The following is a 12,884-nucleotide window of genomic DNA, read 5'->3' on the forward strand; positions in this document are numbered from 1 at the left end:
GCGCCCCCCTCACAGCCAGTCGATGTCGTCGAAGCCGCGGTCGATGTAACCGCCTTGCGAGAAGGACTCGCCCTCATAGCCGAACAGCGGCCAGATCTCTTTCTGATTGTAGAGCCCCGTCACCAACCCGCCGCGCACGGACTGGAAGAAGGGCGTGTTCTCGATGCTGCGCAGGATGGCGACGCGATCCGCCTCCCAGCCGGCATCCAGGTAGCTGGCGAAGCCCGCCTGCTTCGCCGCCGCGTTCAGCGCCGCGATGCCTTCGGCCACCATCGCCTTCTTGTCCTCGGCGTCGTAGGATTTCACCGCCACGGCATAGAAGCGGTCGCCGATCCGGTCATGCGGATAGATGTCGCGCGCCATTTGCAACAGCACCGCCATGTCCTGCTCGGCGATCAAGGTCACCTCGATGGCCCAGGCGGCATCGGGCGCGGCGATGAAGCCGGCCCCCACCACCGAAAGCGCACCCGCCGCCAGCGCCCGGCCCAGAAGCTGGCGCCGGCTCAGGCCTTGCTTGCTCAGTCTCGTCATTCTCTCCTCCCAGGGTTTTGTTGCGCGCGCCCCCTCCCAAGGCGCGCGGTCGCGTCAGAGGTAGCGGCCTCCGCGCTGCAGCACTTCGATCTGGTATCCGTCCGGGTCCGCGATGAAGAAGAACCGCGCGATCACCTCGCCGCCCGGGGCGAAATCCACCAGCTTGCGCGGCGCGAAGCCCCCGGCCTGCAGCCGCGCGTGCAGCCCGTCCAGGTCGTCGACGGAAAAGGCGATATGGCCGTAGCCGTCACCCAGGTCATAGGGCTCGGTACGGCCCTTGTTGATGGTCAGTTCCAGCTCGGTCCGGCTTTCGTCATTGGCCAGATAGACCAGGGTGAAGTCCGGGAAATCCAGCCGCTCGGCGACCTTCAGCCCGAAGACCTGCTCGTAGAAGGCGACCGAACGCGCCTCGTCCAGCACCCGGATCATGGAATGGATGTATTTCGCCACGCGCGCCCTCCGTTGCATCTGCGTCCTGGGGACCAGATTAGGGCGGTCGGGAAGGCCGCGGGTAGTAGCGGATTACTACAGCGCGGAAAGCGCGGCGCTTTACTCGGCCGCGATGCCCTGGGCCGGGTCGAGGCCCTGCTCCTCGCCCAGGTGGATGGTGCAGGCGCAGCGCAGCAGCGAGGTGAAGTTCCGCGCCTCGCCATGCCGCTCCAGCACCTCGGCATGCAGTTTCGAGATGAAGGCCGGGGTCGACACGCCCTCGCGCGCGGCGATCTGGTCGAGGATGCGCCAGAAGGCCCGTTCCAGCCGGATCGAGGTGGATTGCCCGTTCAGCCGCAGCCGGCGGGTGACGGATTCATAGCGTTCGGGGTTCTGACCGGCAAAGATCTGGCACATGGCTTGATCGCAATCGTTCCTGCTTTGCCCGAGTTTGGGTCGGAACCGCGGCCGGGTCAACAGCGCAGGGCCCGGGCGGCCCGGCGGGCGGACCGCAAGGACCGGTCGCACGGGCAAAAGGCCGTGCCCGGGCGCCATGGCCCTGCCAGCCATGGCCCGCCAAAAGCAAAAGGCCGCCCCGGGGGCGGCCTTTCCGTCGTCGCGATATCCCGTCTCCGGGATCACCCGACGATGTCTTGCCCGGGCGGGGCCGAAACCCCGCCCCGCAGCATCACTTCAGGATCTTCGACACCACGCCGGCGCCGACCGTGCGGCCGCCCTCGCGGATCGCGAAGCGCAGCTTCTCTTCCATCGCGATCGGCGCGATCAGCTCCACCTCGAACTTCAGGTTGTCGCCCGGCATCACCATCTCGGTGCCTTCCGGCAGCTTCACCGTCCCGGTCACGTCCGTGGTCCGGAAGTAGAACTGCGGACGGTAGTTCGCGAAGAACGGCGTGTGACGGCCACCCTCTTCCTTGGTCAGGATATAGGCCTCGGCCTCGAACTCGGTATGCGGCTTCACCGAACCCGGCTTGCACAGCACCTGGCCGCGCTCGACGCCGTCGCGGTCGATGCCGCGCAGCAGCGCGCCGATGTTGTCGCCGGCTTCCCCGCGGTCCAGAAGCTTGCGGAACATCTCGACCCCGGTGCAGGTGGTCTTGCGGGTGTCGCGGATGCCGACGATCTCAAGCTCGTCGCCCACGTTCACCGCACCGCGCTCGACGCGGCCGGTCACAACCGTGCCGCGGCCCGAGATCGAGAACACGTCCTCGATCGGCATCAGGAACGGCTGGTCCACGGCGCGCTCGGGCGTCGGGATGTATTCGTCCACGGCGGCGATCAGCGCGCGGATCGAATCCTCGCCGATCTCCTTGTCGCGGCCTTCCAGGGCCGCCAGGGCCGAGCCCTTGATGATCGGAATGTCGTCGCCGGGATAGTCGTAGGACGACAGAAGCTCGCGCACTTCCATCTCGACCAGTTCCAGCAGTTCCGGATCGTCCACCTGGTCGACCTTGTTCAGGTAGACGACCATGTAGGGAATGCCGACCTGGCGGCCCAGCAGGATGTGCTCGCGCGTCTGCGGCATCGGGCCGTCGGCGGCGTTCACCACCAGGATGGCGCCGTCCATCTGCGCCGCGCCGGTGATCATGTTCTTCACGTAGTCGGCGTGGCCGGGGCAGTCAACGTGCGCATAGTGCCGGTTCTCGGACTCGTATTCCACATGCGCGGTCGAGATCGTGATGCCCCGCGCACGCTCCTCGGGGGCCCCGTCAATCTGGTCATAGGCCTTGAATTCACCGTAATATTTGGTGATCGCAGCCGTCAGCGTCGTCTTGCCGTGGTCAACGTGACCGATCGTCCCGATGTTGACGTGCGGTTTCGTCCGTTCAAACTTTGCCTTTGCCATCATGGCCTCCTATCGGGGGGGCCACCCGCGCGACAGCCCCCGTCGTGAAACATCCGCCGCGACTTATAATCGCGCCGGGGAAAAATCAAGGGCGCGCCGGCCTTTGCCGCGCCGTCTGTGACCGTGGAACCGGAGCGCCGCGAAGGCGTTGGAATCGCGCAGACAAGGCTGCCCGGCCCGGCGGCCCCGCAACGCATCCGGAGGAACGAGATGAGCCTGATGAAATCCCTCGCCCGCGTCGCGGCTGGCGTCATGCTGGCCAAAGGCATCGGAACCATGATGAAGAACGCCCAGAACCGGCCGCGCAGCGGCTCCGGACAGGGATCCGGCGGCTTGCTGGGCGACCTGTTCGGCAACAATACCGGCGGCGCCGGCAGCCGCTCGACCGGCTCGGGCGGGCTTGGCGACATGCTGGGCCAGGTGCTGGGCGGCCGCCCGGGCGGCGGCAGCGCCTATGGCGGCGCGCATTCGCCGCGCAGCGCCGGCAGCGCCCAGGGCGGGCTGGGCGGCATCCTCGACCAGCTGACCGGCAGCCGTGGCGGCTCGGGATCGGGCGGCGGGCGCGGCGGGATCCTGGGCGGCGCGGCCGCCGGCGGGCTTGGCGGCATGTTGGGCGAGCTGCTGGGCGGGCGCGGCGGCCAGGCGCAGGCCGGCCAGGCCACCACCGGCCAGCCCCAGCCGGGCCAGCCGCAGGGCGGGCTGGCGCAGAAGGGGTCGCAGCCGCAGAACGACGCCAGCTTCGGCGAGCTTTTCAACGAGGCGCTGGCCACCGGCGACGAGCCGGCCACCGCGCCGACACCGGAACAGAACGCGCTGGCCGGGCTGATGCTGAAGGCGATGATCCAGGCCGCGAAATCCGACGGCGAGATCGACGAGGCCGAAAAGGCCAAGCTGATGGACCAGTTCGGCGAGCTGGACGACGACGAGCGCGCCTTCATCCGCGAGCAGATGGCCGCCCCGGTCGATGCCGCGGCCCTGGCCCGCGAGGTGCCGCAGGGCTTCGGCCCGCAGGTCTATCTGATGTCGCTGATGGCGATCGAGTTCGACAACCGCAAGGAAGCCGAATACCTGCACACGCTGGCACAGGGCCTTGGCCTCGACAAGGAGACGGTGAACGGCATCCACCAGAAGGTCGGCGTGATCAACCTTTACGCCTGATCGAACAGACCCAGCTGGCGCGGCGGCCCGTCCTGCCGCGCCTCCTCCAGCCCCGACAGTGTGATGCCGAGCAGCCGCACCCCGTGCGGATCGGCAAAGACCGGCGCCAGCAGGTCGCGCGCCATCTCCAGCATCTTGTCCCGGCTTTCCACCGGGCGCGGCAGAGAGCGGGCGCGGGTGATCTGGCGGAAATCGCCGTATTTCACCTTCAGCGTCACCGTCCGCCCGGCGCGGCCCGCGTTCGAGGCATGGCGCCAGACCTTGTCGGCCAGCTCCGCCAGTGCCTGATACGCCGCCGCCAGGTCGCGCAGATCCTCGAAATAGGTGTTCTCGGCGCCGATGCTCTTGCGGATGCGGTTCGGCTTGACCTCGCGATGGTCGATGCCGCGGGCGATGTTCCAGTAATAGCTGCCGGACTTGCCGAAGCGCGCGGTCAGGAACTCCAGGCTCTGCCGGGCCAGGTCGGCACCGGTCAGGATGCCATGCGCCTCCATTCGCGCCGCCGTGGCCGGGCCGATGCCGTGAAAGCGGCCGATGGGCAGGCTTTGCACGAACTCCGCCCCGGCCTCGGGCGGGATCACGAACAGCCCGTCCGGCTTGCGCTGGTCCGAGGCCAGCTTGGCCTGGAACTTGTTGTAGCTGACCCCGGCCGAGGCGGTCAGCCCGGTCGCCTGCAGGATGCGGGCCCGGATCTCCTGCGCGATGCGGGTGGCGGTGCGGCCGTCCAGGTGGTCGGTCAGGTCCAGATAGGCCTCGTCCAGCGACAGCGGCTCGACCAGCGGGGTGTATTCGGCAAAGATCGCGCGCACCTGCTGGCTGACGGCGCGATAGACGTCGAAGCGCGGCTTCACGAAGATCAGGGCCGGGCAAAGCCGCATCGCCCGCATCGAGGGCATGGCCGAGCGCACGCCGAAGCGCCGCGCCTCGTAGCTGGCCGCCGCCACCACGCCGCGCTGGATGCCGCCCACGGCGACCGGACGCCCGCGCAGCTCGGGATTGTCGCGCTGCTCGACCGAGGCATAGAAGGCGTCCATGTCCACATGCACGATGCGGCGGACGCGCTCCCCGGCCGGGCCGGTCACGGGATGATGCGGGCGTCCCCCGCCACCAGCCCGTCTCCCATGCGGTCGAAGCGCATATGGGCGATGGCGCGGCCGCCGGACTGGGTGAAAAGCGTGCCCGCCTCGCGCCCGCCCGGCATCAGGATCGGCGTGCCGACCGGGGCGGCACCCTCGATCCCGACCGTCACCAGCCCCTTGCGCAGCTCGGTCTTGTGCTTCATCCGCGCCGTGACCTCCTGCCCGACATAGCAGCCCTTGCGGAAATCGACGCCGTGCAGGCGCTCGAACCCGGCTTCCAGGATGAAGGTCTCGTTCGGGATCAGCTCGATCAGGGTTTCGGGGATGCAATGCGCGACCCGGATGGCATCCCAGTCGGTGCCGCCATCCCCTTCGCCGCCATAAAGCCGCCAGCCCAGCGCCTCGTGCCGGGGATCGGCGATGGCGGCGTCGGGCCTTTCGCCGGTGCCGCGGGCGACGGTCAGGCCGGTCGGCTCCAGCGCGACCCGGGACCGCAGCTTGTACATCGACAACCGCCGCAACAGGTCGTCCGCCAGCCGCGCGTCCACATCGACCAGCAACCGCCCGCCATCCGGCACCACCAGGAAATCGGCCAGATACTTGCCCTGCGGTGTCAGCAGCGCCGCCCAACAGGGCACCGGGCCGACTTTGTTGGTCACCAGCCCCTGCAGGAACTCGACCCGATCCTCACCCGAGACCGCCAGAATCCGCCGCATCACGTCTCTCCGAATTGCAGTTTGACCAGGGCCGCATAGGCGCCGCCCCGGGCCATAAGCTGGTCGTGATCGCCCTCTTCGACAACCCTGCCCTGGTCCATCACCACGATCTTGTCCGCCTGCCGCACGGTCGAAAGCCTGTGCGCGATGACCAGAGTGGTGCGCCCCGCGGACAGCTCGTCCAGCGCCTGCTGCACCAGCCGCTCGCTTTGCGCGTCCAGCGCGCTGGTCGCCTCGTCCAGAAGCAGGATCGGCGCGTTGCGCAGCACGGCGCGGGCGATGGCCACGCGCTGGCGCTGGCCGCCCGACAGGGCCGAGCCGCGCGGCCCGGCCGGCGTGTCCAGCCCCAGGGGCAGCGCATCGGTGAAATCCGCGACATGGGCGGCGACGATGGCGCGGCGCAGCGCCGCGTCGTCCTGCGCATGGCCCAGCAGGATGTTCTCGCGCAGCGTCTCGTCGAACAGCGCCGCGTCCTGGCTGACGGTCGAGAACTGCTCGCGCAGCGTGGCCAGGTCGAATTCCGCCAGCGGCACGCCGCCCAGCGTGATCCGGCCCGAGGCCGAGTCGATCATCCGCGTCAGCAGGTTGAAGACCGTGGACTTGCCGGCCCCCGACGGCCCGACCAGCGCCGTGGTCCTGCCGGCCTCGGCCGTGAAGCTCAGCCCGTTCAGCACGGGATGATTGTCATAGGCCAGCCGCACATCCTCCAGCCGGATGGTGGTGTCGGGCGGCGGCGCCCTGCGCGACCCCGAGGTGATCGTGGGCCGCAAGTCCAGCACGCCATAGATCCGCTCCAGCGAGGCCGCCGCCGCCTGCCAGGTGCCGGCCAGCGCGCCCAGCCGCCGCAGGGGCTGGAAGGCCAGCGCCAGCGCGGTGAAGAAGGACATGAAGTCGCCCACCGTGCGCTCGCCCCGGGTGACCTCGGCGCCGCCAAGCGCCAGCACGCCGACGAAGCCGATGCCGGTGACCACATCGACCAGCGCCGGCACGGTGGCGCCGATGCCGGACATCTTGATCTCGGCCCGGCGGATGCGGTTGACGATCTGGGCGAAGCGGCCGGTCTGGTACGCCTCCATCTGGTTCAGCTTGACGGCGTTGATGCCGTGCAGCACCTCGTCCAGCCTGGTGGCGCGCTGGCTGGCATTGACGCGGTTCTGCCGCACCTTGCGGCGGATGTAGCGCTGCACCAGCACCGTGGGCAGGATCAGGATCGGCGCGCCGATCAGCGCGGTCATGGTCCACCACGGGTCCACCGCCACCGCCACCCCGAACAGCGCCACCAGCGAAACCATGTCGCGCCCCGCGCCCGAGATGAAGGTGGTCCAGACCCCCTGCACCGCCTGGGTATCGCCCTGCACCCGCTCGATCATCGCGCCGGGCGGGTTCTTCTGGAAGAAATGGCTGTCCAGCGTCATCACATGGGACAGCAGGTCGGTCTGCATCCGGGTCGAGACCGACAGCGAGACCGAGGTCATCAGGCTGCGGTTGATGACAAAGGTCGCGGCCCGGATCAGGAACAGCGCGAAAATGGTGCCGCCCACCCACCAGATCGCATCGGTGTCGCCGCCGACGAAGACGCGGTCGAACAGCGGTTTCAGCATCCAGCTCAGCAGGCCCAGGGTCGAACCTTCGACGACCAGAAAGACCAGCGCCAGCAGGATGCGCGCCCAATAGGGGCCAAGATAGTCGCGCCACATCCGGGCGAACAGATTGGCCGTGCTGTGAAGTCTGTCCGCCATCGCGTCCCCGGTCCTCGGTCAGGGCAAGGGATAAGGCGCAAGCCGCGCCGGGGCAAGCCGCGGGCGCTCCCGCCAGTTCCGGCCGCCCGCCGCCTGCGCGCAACCGCCCGGCCTTCACCGTTTCCCAAATACCCACTCTGCCCGCGCCACGCACCCCGGCTGCGCCGCCCCGAAGCGCATGCCCGCCGCGCCGCTGCGGCAGGCCCCGGCCCGGCCCTTCCCGTTGCCCGGACCCCCATGCTCGCGCACCCTGGCCGCCCCGTTGACCTTGCGCGGGGGCCGTCCTACCGATGACGGGTCATCAGAAAGGCATCCCGCATGAGCTTTGCCCAAGGCGCCGCCGTCCTGGCCATTCCCGGCCCCTCTCCGGTTCCCGATCGGGTGCTGCGCGCCATGCACCGCGCCTCGCCCGACATCTACGGCGAAACGCTCGCGGCCGAGAACCGCGCCATGATCGCGGCGCTGAAGCGGCTGACCGGCACCTCCGGCCATGTCGCGCCTTATATCGGCAACGGCCATGCCGGCTGGGAAGCGGCGAATGTCAACCTGTTCAACCGCGGCGACCGCGCGCTGGCGCTGATCTCGGGCCATTTCGGCCGCGCCTGGGCGGCCACGGCCCGCGCCCTGGGCGTCGAGGTCGAAGAGCTGGATTTCGGCCTCGCCGCCGCCGATCCGCAACGCCTGGCCGAGCGGCTCGCCGCCGATCCCGGCCACCGCATCAAGGCGGTGCTGGCCTGCCAGGTCGACACCGCCAGTTCGGCCCGCGCCGACATCCCCGCGCTGCGCGCCGCCATGGGCGACCATCCCGCCGCCCTGGCCGTGGACGCCATCGCTTCGCTGGGCTGCGAGCCGCTGCTGATGGACGAATGGGGCGTGGACCTGCTGGTCTCGGCCAGCCAGAAGGGGTTGATGGTGCCGCCGGGACTGACCTTCGTCTGGTTCTCGGACCGGCTCAGGCAACGCGGGCCGACCGACCTGACCACGCCCTATTGGGACTGGGCGCCGCGCACCGAGGCGCAGGAGCTCTGGCAGTTCTGGGGCGGCACGCCTCCGGTCCAGCACATCTTCGGCCTGAACGAGGCGCTGCGGATGCTGCTGGACGAGGAGACGCTGCCGCGCGCCTGGGCCCGGCACGAGGGGCTGGCCCGCGCCACCTGGGCCGCGCTGGAGCGCTGGGGCGCCGGCGGCAGCGGCATCGCCCCGCTGGTCGCCGAGCCGCAAGGCCGGGCCCGGTCCGTCACCGCGGCGATCCTGCCCGGCGCCGCGGCGCTGCGTGCATGGACCGCCGCCAAGGCCGGGGTGACGCTGGGCATCGGCCTGGGCGCGCCCGATCCCGACAACGCCCTGCGCATCGCCCATATGGGCCATGCCGGCGCGCCGCAGCTGCTGGGCGTTCTGGCGGCGATCGAGGCCGGGCTGACCGCGCTGCGGATCCCGCATGGCCCGGGCGCGGTCGAGGCCGCCGCGGCCGAGATCGCCCGGCTGGCCTGAACCCGGCCTTGACGCGCGGGACAAGGCACCCGACCTTCCCCGCAAAGCCACGCGAGGCCGGATGCGCATCACCCCCCTGCCCGAGTTCCAGTCCGAAACCCCGCCGCCTCGTCCGGCGGGCTTCCGGACCCGGCACCTGTCCGGGGGCGGCGGGGCGCTGATCGGCCGGTTGCGCGACAGCGCTCCGACCGCCGACAGCTTGTCTATGGGCGGCGGCCGCGAAACCCGCCACCGCCGCCCCGCGCCGCCTGGATTTTCGGCGGGCCGGGTCATGGCAGGCCCTGCGGCCATCGCCCGGCCGATTGCAGCGCATAAAGATCGGCCCTCGTCCCGGCTAATAGTTGACAATTTTACCATGACGTTCGATACGGGCGCCAAACCGCGGCCAAAGGCGTCAAGGCGGCACGTTTGCGCATGTGCCGCGCCCAAGCAAGAAGCGGACGGATCCCAATGCCGGAACTACTAAGGAACGCCATGACCAAGACGTCGCTGCCGCGCCACCGCGCGGGGACCGCCCTTGCCCTTGTCTGCCTGATGCTGGCCGCGCCGCTTTCAGCGCAGGAAAGCCAGCCAGGCCCCCGGACCGGCACGGCGGCGCCCGAAATCCAGGCCCAGCCGGCGGCCCCGCAGGCCGCCGCGCCCGAAGCCCCCGCAAGCAGTACCGCGCAAACCCCGGCATCCGCGCCCCCCAGCATGCCGCAGCCCGCCCCTGCCGCGACCGGCCCCGCCGGCGCCCAACCCCCCGCAGCCGCCGCTCCGACGGAAACGCCTGCGGAAACCCCGGCCGCCCAGCCGCAGCCGGCAGGCTCCGGCATCCTGCCGCAAGCGGTGCAGGACGCGCTGGCGCCCATGCTGAACCCGCCGGCCCGCGATCCGAACCTGCCGCATGACCTGTCGCCCTGGGGCATGTTCCTGGCCGCCGACTGGGTGGTGAAGGGGGTGATGATCGGCCTGGCCATCGCCTCGGTCATCACCTGGACGGTGCTGGTCGCCAAGATGCTGGAGCTGATGGGCGCCATGAACCGCGCGCAATCCGGCATCCGCCGCATCGAGACCGCCGCCAGCCTGCCCGCCGCCCTGTCGGCCGCCGGCAATCGCCGCGACCCGGTCTCGCGCATGATCCGCGCCGCGGCGGGCGAATACGACCGCTCGGCCCCGGCGCTGGACCAGGCCGGCGACAGCGGCGTCAAGGAGCGCGTCGAATCGCATCTGGACCGCATCGAGGCCAGCGCCGGCCGCCGCATGAGCCGGGGCACCGGCGTGCTGGCCACCATCGGCTCGACCGCGCCCTTCGTCGGGCTGTTCGGCACCGTCTGGGGCATCATGAACAGCTTCATCGGCATTTCCCAGGCGCAGACCACCAACCTCGCCGTGGTGGCGCCGGGCATCGCCGAGGCGCTGCTGGCCACCGCCATCGGCCTGGTCGCCGCCATCCCGGCGGTGGTGATCTACAACGTCTTCGCCCGCGCCATCACCGGCTATCGCCTGCGGCTGGCCAACGCCGCCGCCGGGGTCAAGCGCCTGGTCAGCCGCGACCTCGACTTCCGCGGCGCCGTTCCGCACCGGGAGGTCTGAGCCATGGCCGGCGGCTTCCGCGAGAGCCAAGGCGACGATCTGGTCGAGAACCACGAGATCAACGTCACGCCCTTCATCGACGTGATGCTGGTGCTGCTGATCATCTTCATGGTCGCGGCGCCGCTGGCGACGGTCGATGTGAATGTGGACCTGCCGGTGTCGAACGCCACGCCGGCGCAGCGCCCCGACCAGCCGGTCTATGTCACCGTCAAGCCCGACCTGACGCTGGCCATCGGCAACGAGGACGTGCCGGCCGGCGGGCTGGCCGCGGCGCTGGGGACGGCAACCGGCAACGACCGCGAGCAGCGCATCTTCCTGCGCGCCGACCGCGAGGTGTCCTATGGCGACCTGATGGGGGTCATGAACACGCTGCGCGAGACCGGCTATCTGAAGATCGCCCTGGTCGGGCTGGAGGCCGCGCCGGCCGGCACCCCGGCCCCGGCCGCCGCAACCGCTGACGGGGCCGTGCAGCCATGAGCCGGAACGCCCCCTCGGCCCTGCGCGAGGGCGCGCTCTGGGGCGGTGCCGCCGTGGTGGTGCTGGCCGCGCATCTGGGCGGCGCGCTGTGGATCATGCACGGCGCCAAGGCCGCGGCGCCTCCGGGCCTGCCCGATCCGGTCTTCGTCGACCTGGCGCCGGCCCCGCAGGCCGCCGCGCCGCTGGACGAGGCCGAGACCCCCGACATGGCCGAGGCGGAACCCGAGCCGGAGCCCGAGCCCCAGCCGGAGCCGGAGCCGGAGGAGATCGTCCTGCCCGAGCCGCTGCAGGAACTCGAGCCGCTGCCCGACATGACCTCGCTGTTCCCGCCGCCGGCCGATGCGGTGGCGCTGCAGAAATCCGCCCGCCCGAAAGAACGCCCCGAGCGCGAGCCGGAACCGGAACCCGAGCCGCAGGCCGCCGAAAAGCAGCCCGAGCCCCGGCGCGAGAAAAAGGAAAAGGCCCCGCAAGACCAGCCGACCCGCCAGGCCACCACCCGGCTGCGCGCCCCGCAGGCCGAGCGCACCGCGGCGCCGCAGGCGCAGGTCGGTGCTGCCCCCAGCGCCCGCCAGGTGGCAAGCTGGCAATCCAAGGTGCAGGCGGCCGTGGCGCGGCACATGCACCGCACGCGCCTCTCGGCCGGTCGCGGCGGCTCGGTCACCGTGACCGTGCGGTTCAGCGTCGATCCCAGCGGCCGGGTGGCGGGGGCGCGGCTGGCCGGCTCGACCGGCGATCCCGGGATCGACGCGGCGCTGAGCCGTCAGGCCTCGCGCATGCCGCGGATGCCGGCGCCGCCCTCGGGGCAAACGGTGGCGCTGGTGCTTCCGGTCAAGATCCTGCTGCGCTGATCCCCTGCCCGCCGGCGCCCCGCCCGGCCGGCAGCGGCGTCACCCCCAGCAGCGGCGCCAGGCCGCGCACCATCTCGGCCAGCACCCGGGCATCGGCGCCGGATTCGGCATTGCGCCGCCAGACCACCGCCAGATCGCGCGAGGGCGCCGGCGCGGCAAAGGGCACGATGCGCAGCCGGCCGTCGCGATTCTCGTCCGCCAGCGCCAGTTGCGGGATCAGCGTCATGCCCATGCCGCTGGCCACCATCCGCATCAGGGTCGCCATCGACGCCGCCTCGAGGTTCAGCTTGCGGCGCGGATCGCGCAGACCGCAGACCTCCAGCGCCTGATCGCGCAGGCAATGGCCGTCGGCCAGCAGCAGCAGCCGCTCGGCCTCGATGCTTTCGGGTCGGGCGGGACCGGCCAGATAGGTGGTGTCGTCCTCGGACAGTGCCACCAGGAAGGCGTCGCGCAGCACCGGCTCGGCCTGGATCCCGGCATCGCCCGCCGGCAGGGCCATGATCCCGGCATCGAAGCGATGGCTGACAATGCCCGCCACCAGCTCGTCGGTGACGACCTCGTGCAGTTCCAGGTCCAGCGCCGGATGGCTGGCGCGCAGGGCCGGGACCAGATGCGGGATCAGATAGGGCGCCACCGTCGGAATGATCGCCAGCCGCAGCCGCCCCGACAGCGGCTCGCGCCCGGCCCGCGCCAGGGCATCCAGCCGCTTCGCCGTGTCGATCAGTTCCTGCGCCACCGGCAGCAGCCGTTCGCCCAGCGCCGTCAGCCGCACCGGCGCGGCGCCGGCGCCGCGCTCGAACAGCGCGCCGCCGAGCCGACCTTCCAGCTGGGCGATCTGGCTGGACAGGCCGGGCTGCGAGACATGCACCACCTCGGCGGCGCGGCCGAAATTGCCCTGCCGGGCAACGGCCAGGAAATAGGTGATCTGGCGAAGCGTGAAGTTCATAAGCCGTGATTATCACGCAGCCCCGGAACCA

Annotated in this window: 13 protein-coding genes; 5 read left to right on the plus strand and 8 right to left on the minus strand. The window is 70.8% G+C overall.

The window, feature by feature from the left end; genetic code table 11:
* Positions 1 to 9: 9 nt before the first annotated feature.
* The 4 genes from NBE95_RS02680 to tuf all read right to left on the minus strand — a co-directional run bounded on the left by NBE95_RS02680 (position 10) and on the right by tuf (position 2,824).
* Positions 10 to 531 carry a Twin-arginine translocation pathway signal gene (locus tag NBE95_RS02680; RefSeq protein ID WP_289894339.1) on the minus strand — a complete coding sequence of 174 codons (522 nt, stop codon included), beginning with the start codon at positions 529 to 531 and terminating at the stop codon, positions 10 to 12.
* Positions 532 to 585: 54 nt separating this feature from the next.
* Positions 586 to 981 carry a VOC family protein gene (locus NBE95_RS02685; protein ID WP_289894340.1) on the minus strand — a complete coding sequence of 132 codons (396 nt, stop codon included), beginning with the start codon at positions 979 to 981 and terminating at the stop codon, positions 586 to 588.
* Between the two features lie 99 nt (positions 982 to 1,080).
* A complete protein-coding gene (locus tag NBE95_RS02690; RefSeq protein ID WP_019352736.1) occupies positions 1,081 to 1,377 on the minus strand; it encodes a ribbon-helix-helix domain-containing protein in 297 nt (98 codons plus the stop codon).
* A 271-nt stretch (positions 1,378 to 1,648) separates the two neighbouring features.
* Entirely contained in the window at positions 1,649 to 2,824 is a 1,176-nt protein-coding gene (gene tuf, locus NBE95_RS02695) for an elongation factor Tu (RefSeq protein ID WP_289894319.1), read from the minus strand.
* A 210-nt stretch (positions 2,825 to 3,034) separates the two neighbouring features.
* Here tuf and NBE95_RS02700 point away from each other — a divergent pair, with 210 nt between their 5' ends.
* A complete protein-coding gene (locus NBE95_RS02700; protein ID WP_289894341.1) occupies positions 3,035 to 3,982 on the plus strand; it encodes a DUF533 domain-containing protein in 948 nt (315 codons plus the stop codon).
* Here NBE95_RS02700 and dinB read toward each other — a convergent pair.
* From dinB to NBE95_RS02715, 3 genes are read right to left on the minus strand one after another with little or no spacing between them, the layout of a single operon-like run.
* The gene (gene dinB / locus NBE95_RS02705) at positions 3,973 to 5,064 is read right to left on the minus strand and encodes a DNA polymerase IV (protein WP_289894342.1); all 1,092 of its coding nucleotides are present in this window, start codon (positions 5,062 to 5,064) and stop codon (positions 3,973 to 3,975) included. The two genes, NBE95_RS02700 and dinB, sit on opposite strands and share 10 nt — an antisense overlap.
* Complete coding sequence (locus tag NBE95_RS02710; RefSeq protein ID WP_289894343.1) at positions 5,061 to 5,777, minus strand: folate-binding protein; 717 nt, start codon at positions 5,775 to 5,777, stop codon at positions 5,061 to 5,063. The genes dinB and NBE95_RS02710 overlap by 4 nt, the downstream gene beginning before the upstream one ends.
* The gene (locus NBE95_RS02715) at positions 5,777 to 7,516 is read right to left on the minus strand and encodes an ABC transporter transmembrane domain-containing protein (RefSeq protein ID WP_289894344.1); all 1,740 of its coding nucleotides are present in this window, start codon (positions 7,514 to 7,516) and stop codon (positions 5,777 to 5,779) included. Before NBE95_RS02715 ends, NBE95_RS02710 begins: the two co-directional genes overlap by 1 nt.
* A gap of 318 nt (positions 7,517 to 7,834) precedes the next feature.
* Between NBE95_RS02715 and NBE95_RS02720 the strand changes: the two genes are divergently transcribed.
* The 4 genes from NBE95_RS02720 (at position 7,835) to NBE95_RS02735 (ending at position 11,907) form a co-directional block, all read left to right on the plus strand.
* Positions 7,835 to 9,007: an aminotransferase class V-fold PLP-dependent enzyme gene (locus NBE95_RS02720; protein WP_289894345.1), complete on the plus strand. Its 1,173-nt coding sequence runs from the start codon at positions 7,835 to 7,837 to the stop codon at positions 9,005 to 9,007.
* 474 nt (positions 9,008 to 9,481) lie between these two features.
* Positions 9,482 to 10,582 carry a tonB-system energizer ExbB gene (exbB, locus tag NBE95_RS02725; RefSeq protein WP_289894346.1) on the plus strand — a complete coding sequence of 367 codons (1,101 nt, stop codon included), beginning with the start codon at positions 9,482 to 9,484 and terminating at the stop codon, positions 10,580 to 10,582.
* Between the two features lie 3 nt (positions 10,583 to 10,585).
* Positions 10,586 to 11,059: a TonB system transport protein ExbD gene (gene exbD / locus NBE95_RS02730; protein WP_289894347.1), complete on the plus strand. Its 474-nt coding sequence runs from the start codon at positions 10,586 to 10,588 to the stop codon at positions 11,057 to 11,059.
* Positions 11,056 to 11,907, plus strand: coding sequence for an energy transducer TonB (locus NBE95_RS02735; RefSeq protein WP_289894348.1), 852 nt, complete (start codon positions 11,056 to 11,058; stop codon positions 11,905 to 11,907). Before exbD ends, NBE95_RS02735 begins: the two co-directional genes overlap by 4 nt.
* On the opposite strand, the gene NBE95_RS02740 is transcribed toward NBE95_RS02735, so the two are convergent.
* Positions 11,888 to 12,853: a hydrogen peroxide-inducible genes activator gene (locus NBE95_RS02740; protein ID WP_289894349.1), complete on the minus strand. Its 966-nt coding sequence runs from the start codon at positions 12,851 to 12,853 to the stop codon at positions 11,888 to 11,890. The genes NBE95_RS02735 and NBE95_RS02740 overlap by 20 nt on opposite strands.
* Positions 12,854 to 12,884: the final 31 nt, after the last annotated feature.

Source organism: Paracoccus sp. TOH (assembly GCF_030388245.1).
Lineage (GTDB): Bacteria > Pseudomonadota > Alphaproteobacteria > Rhodobacterales > Rhodobacteraceae > Paracoccus > Paracoccus simplex.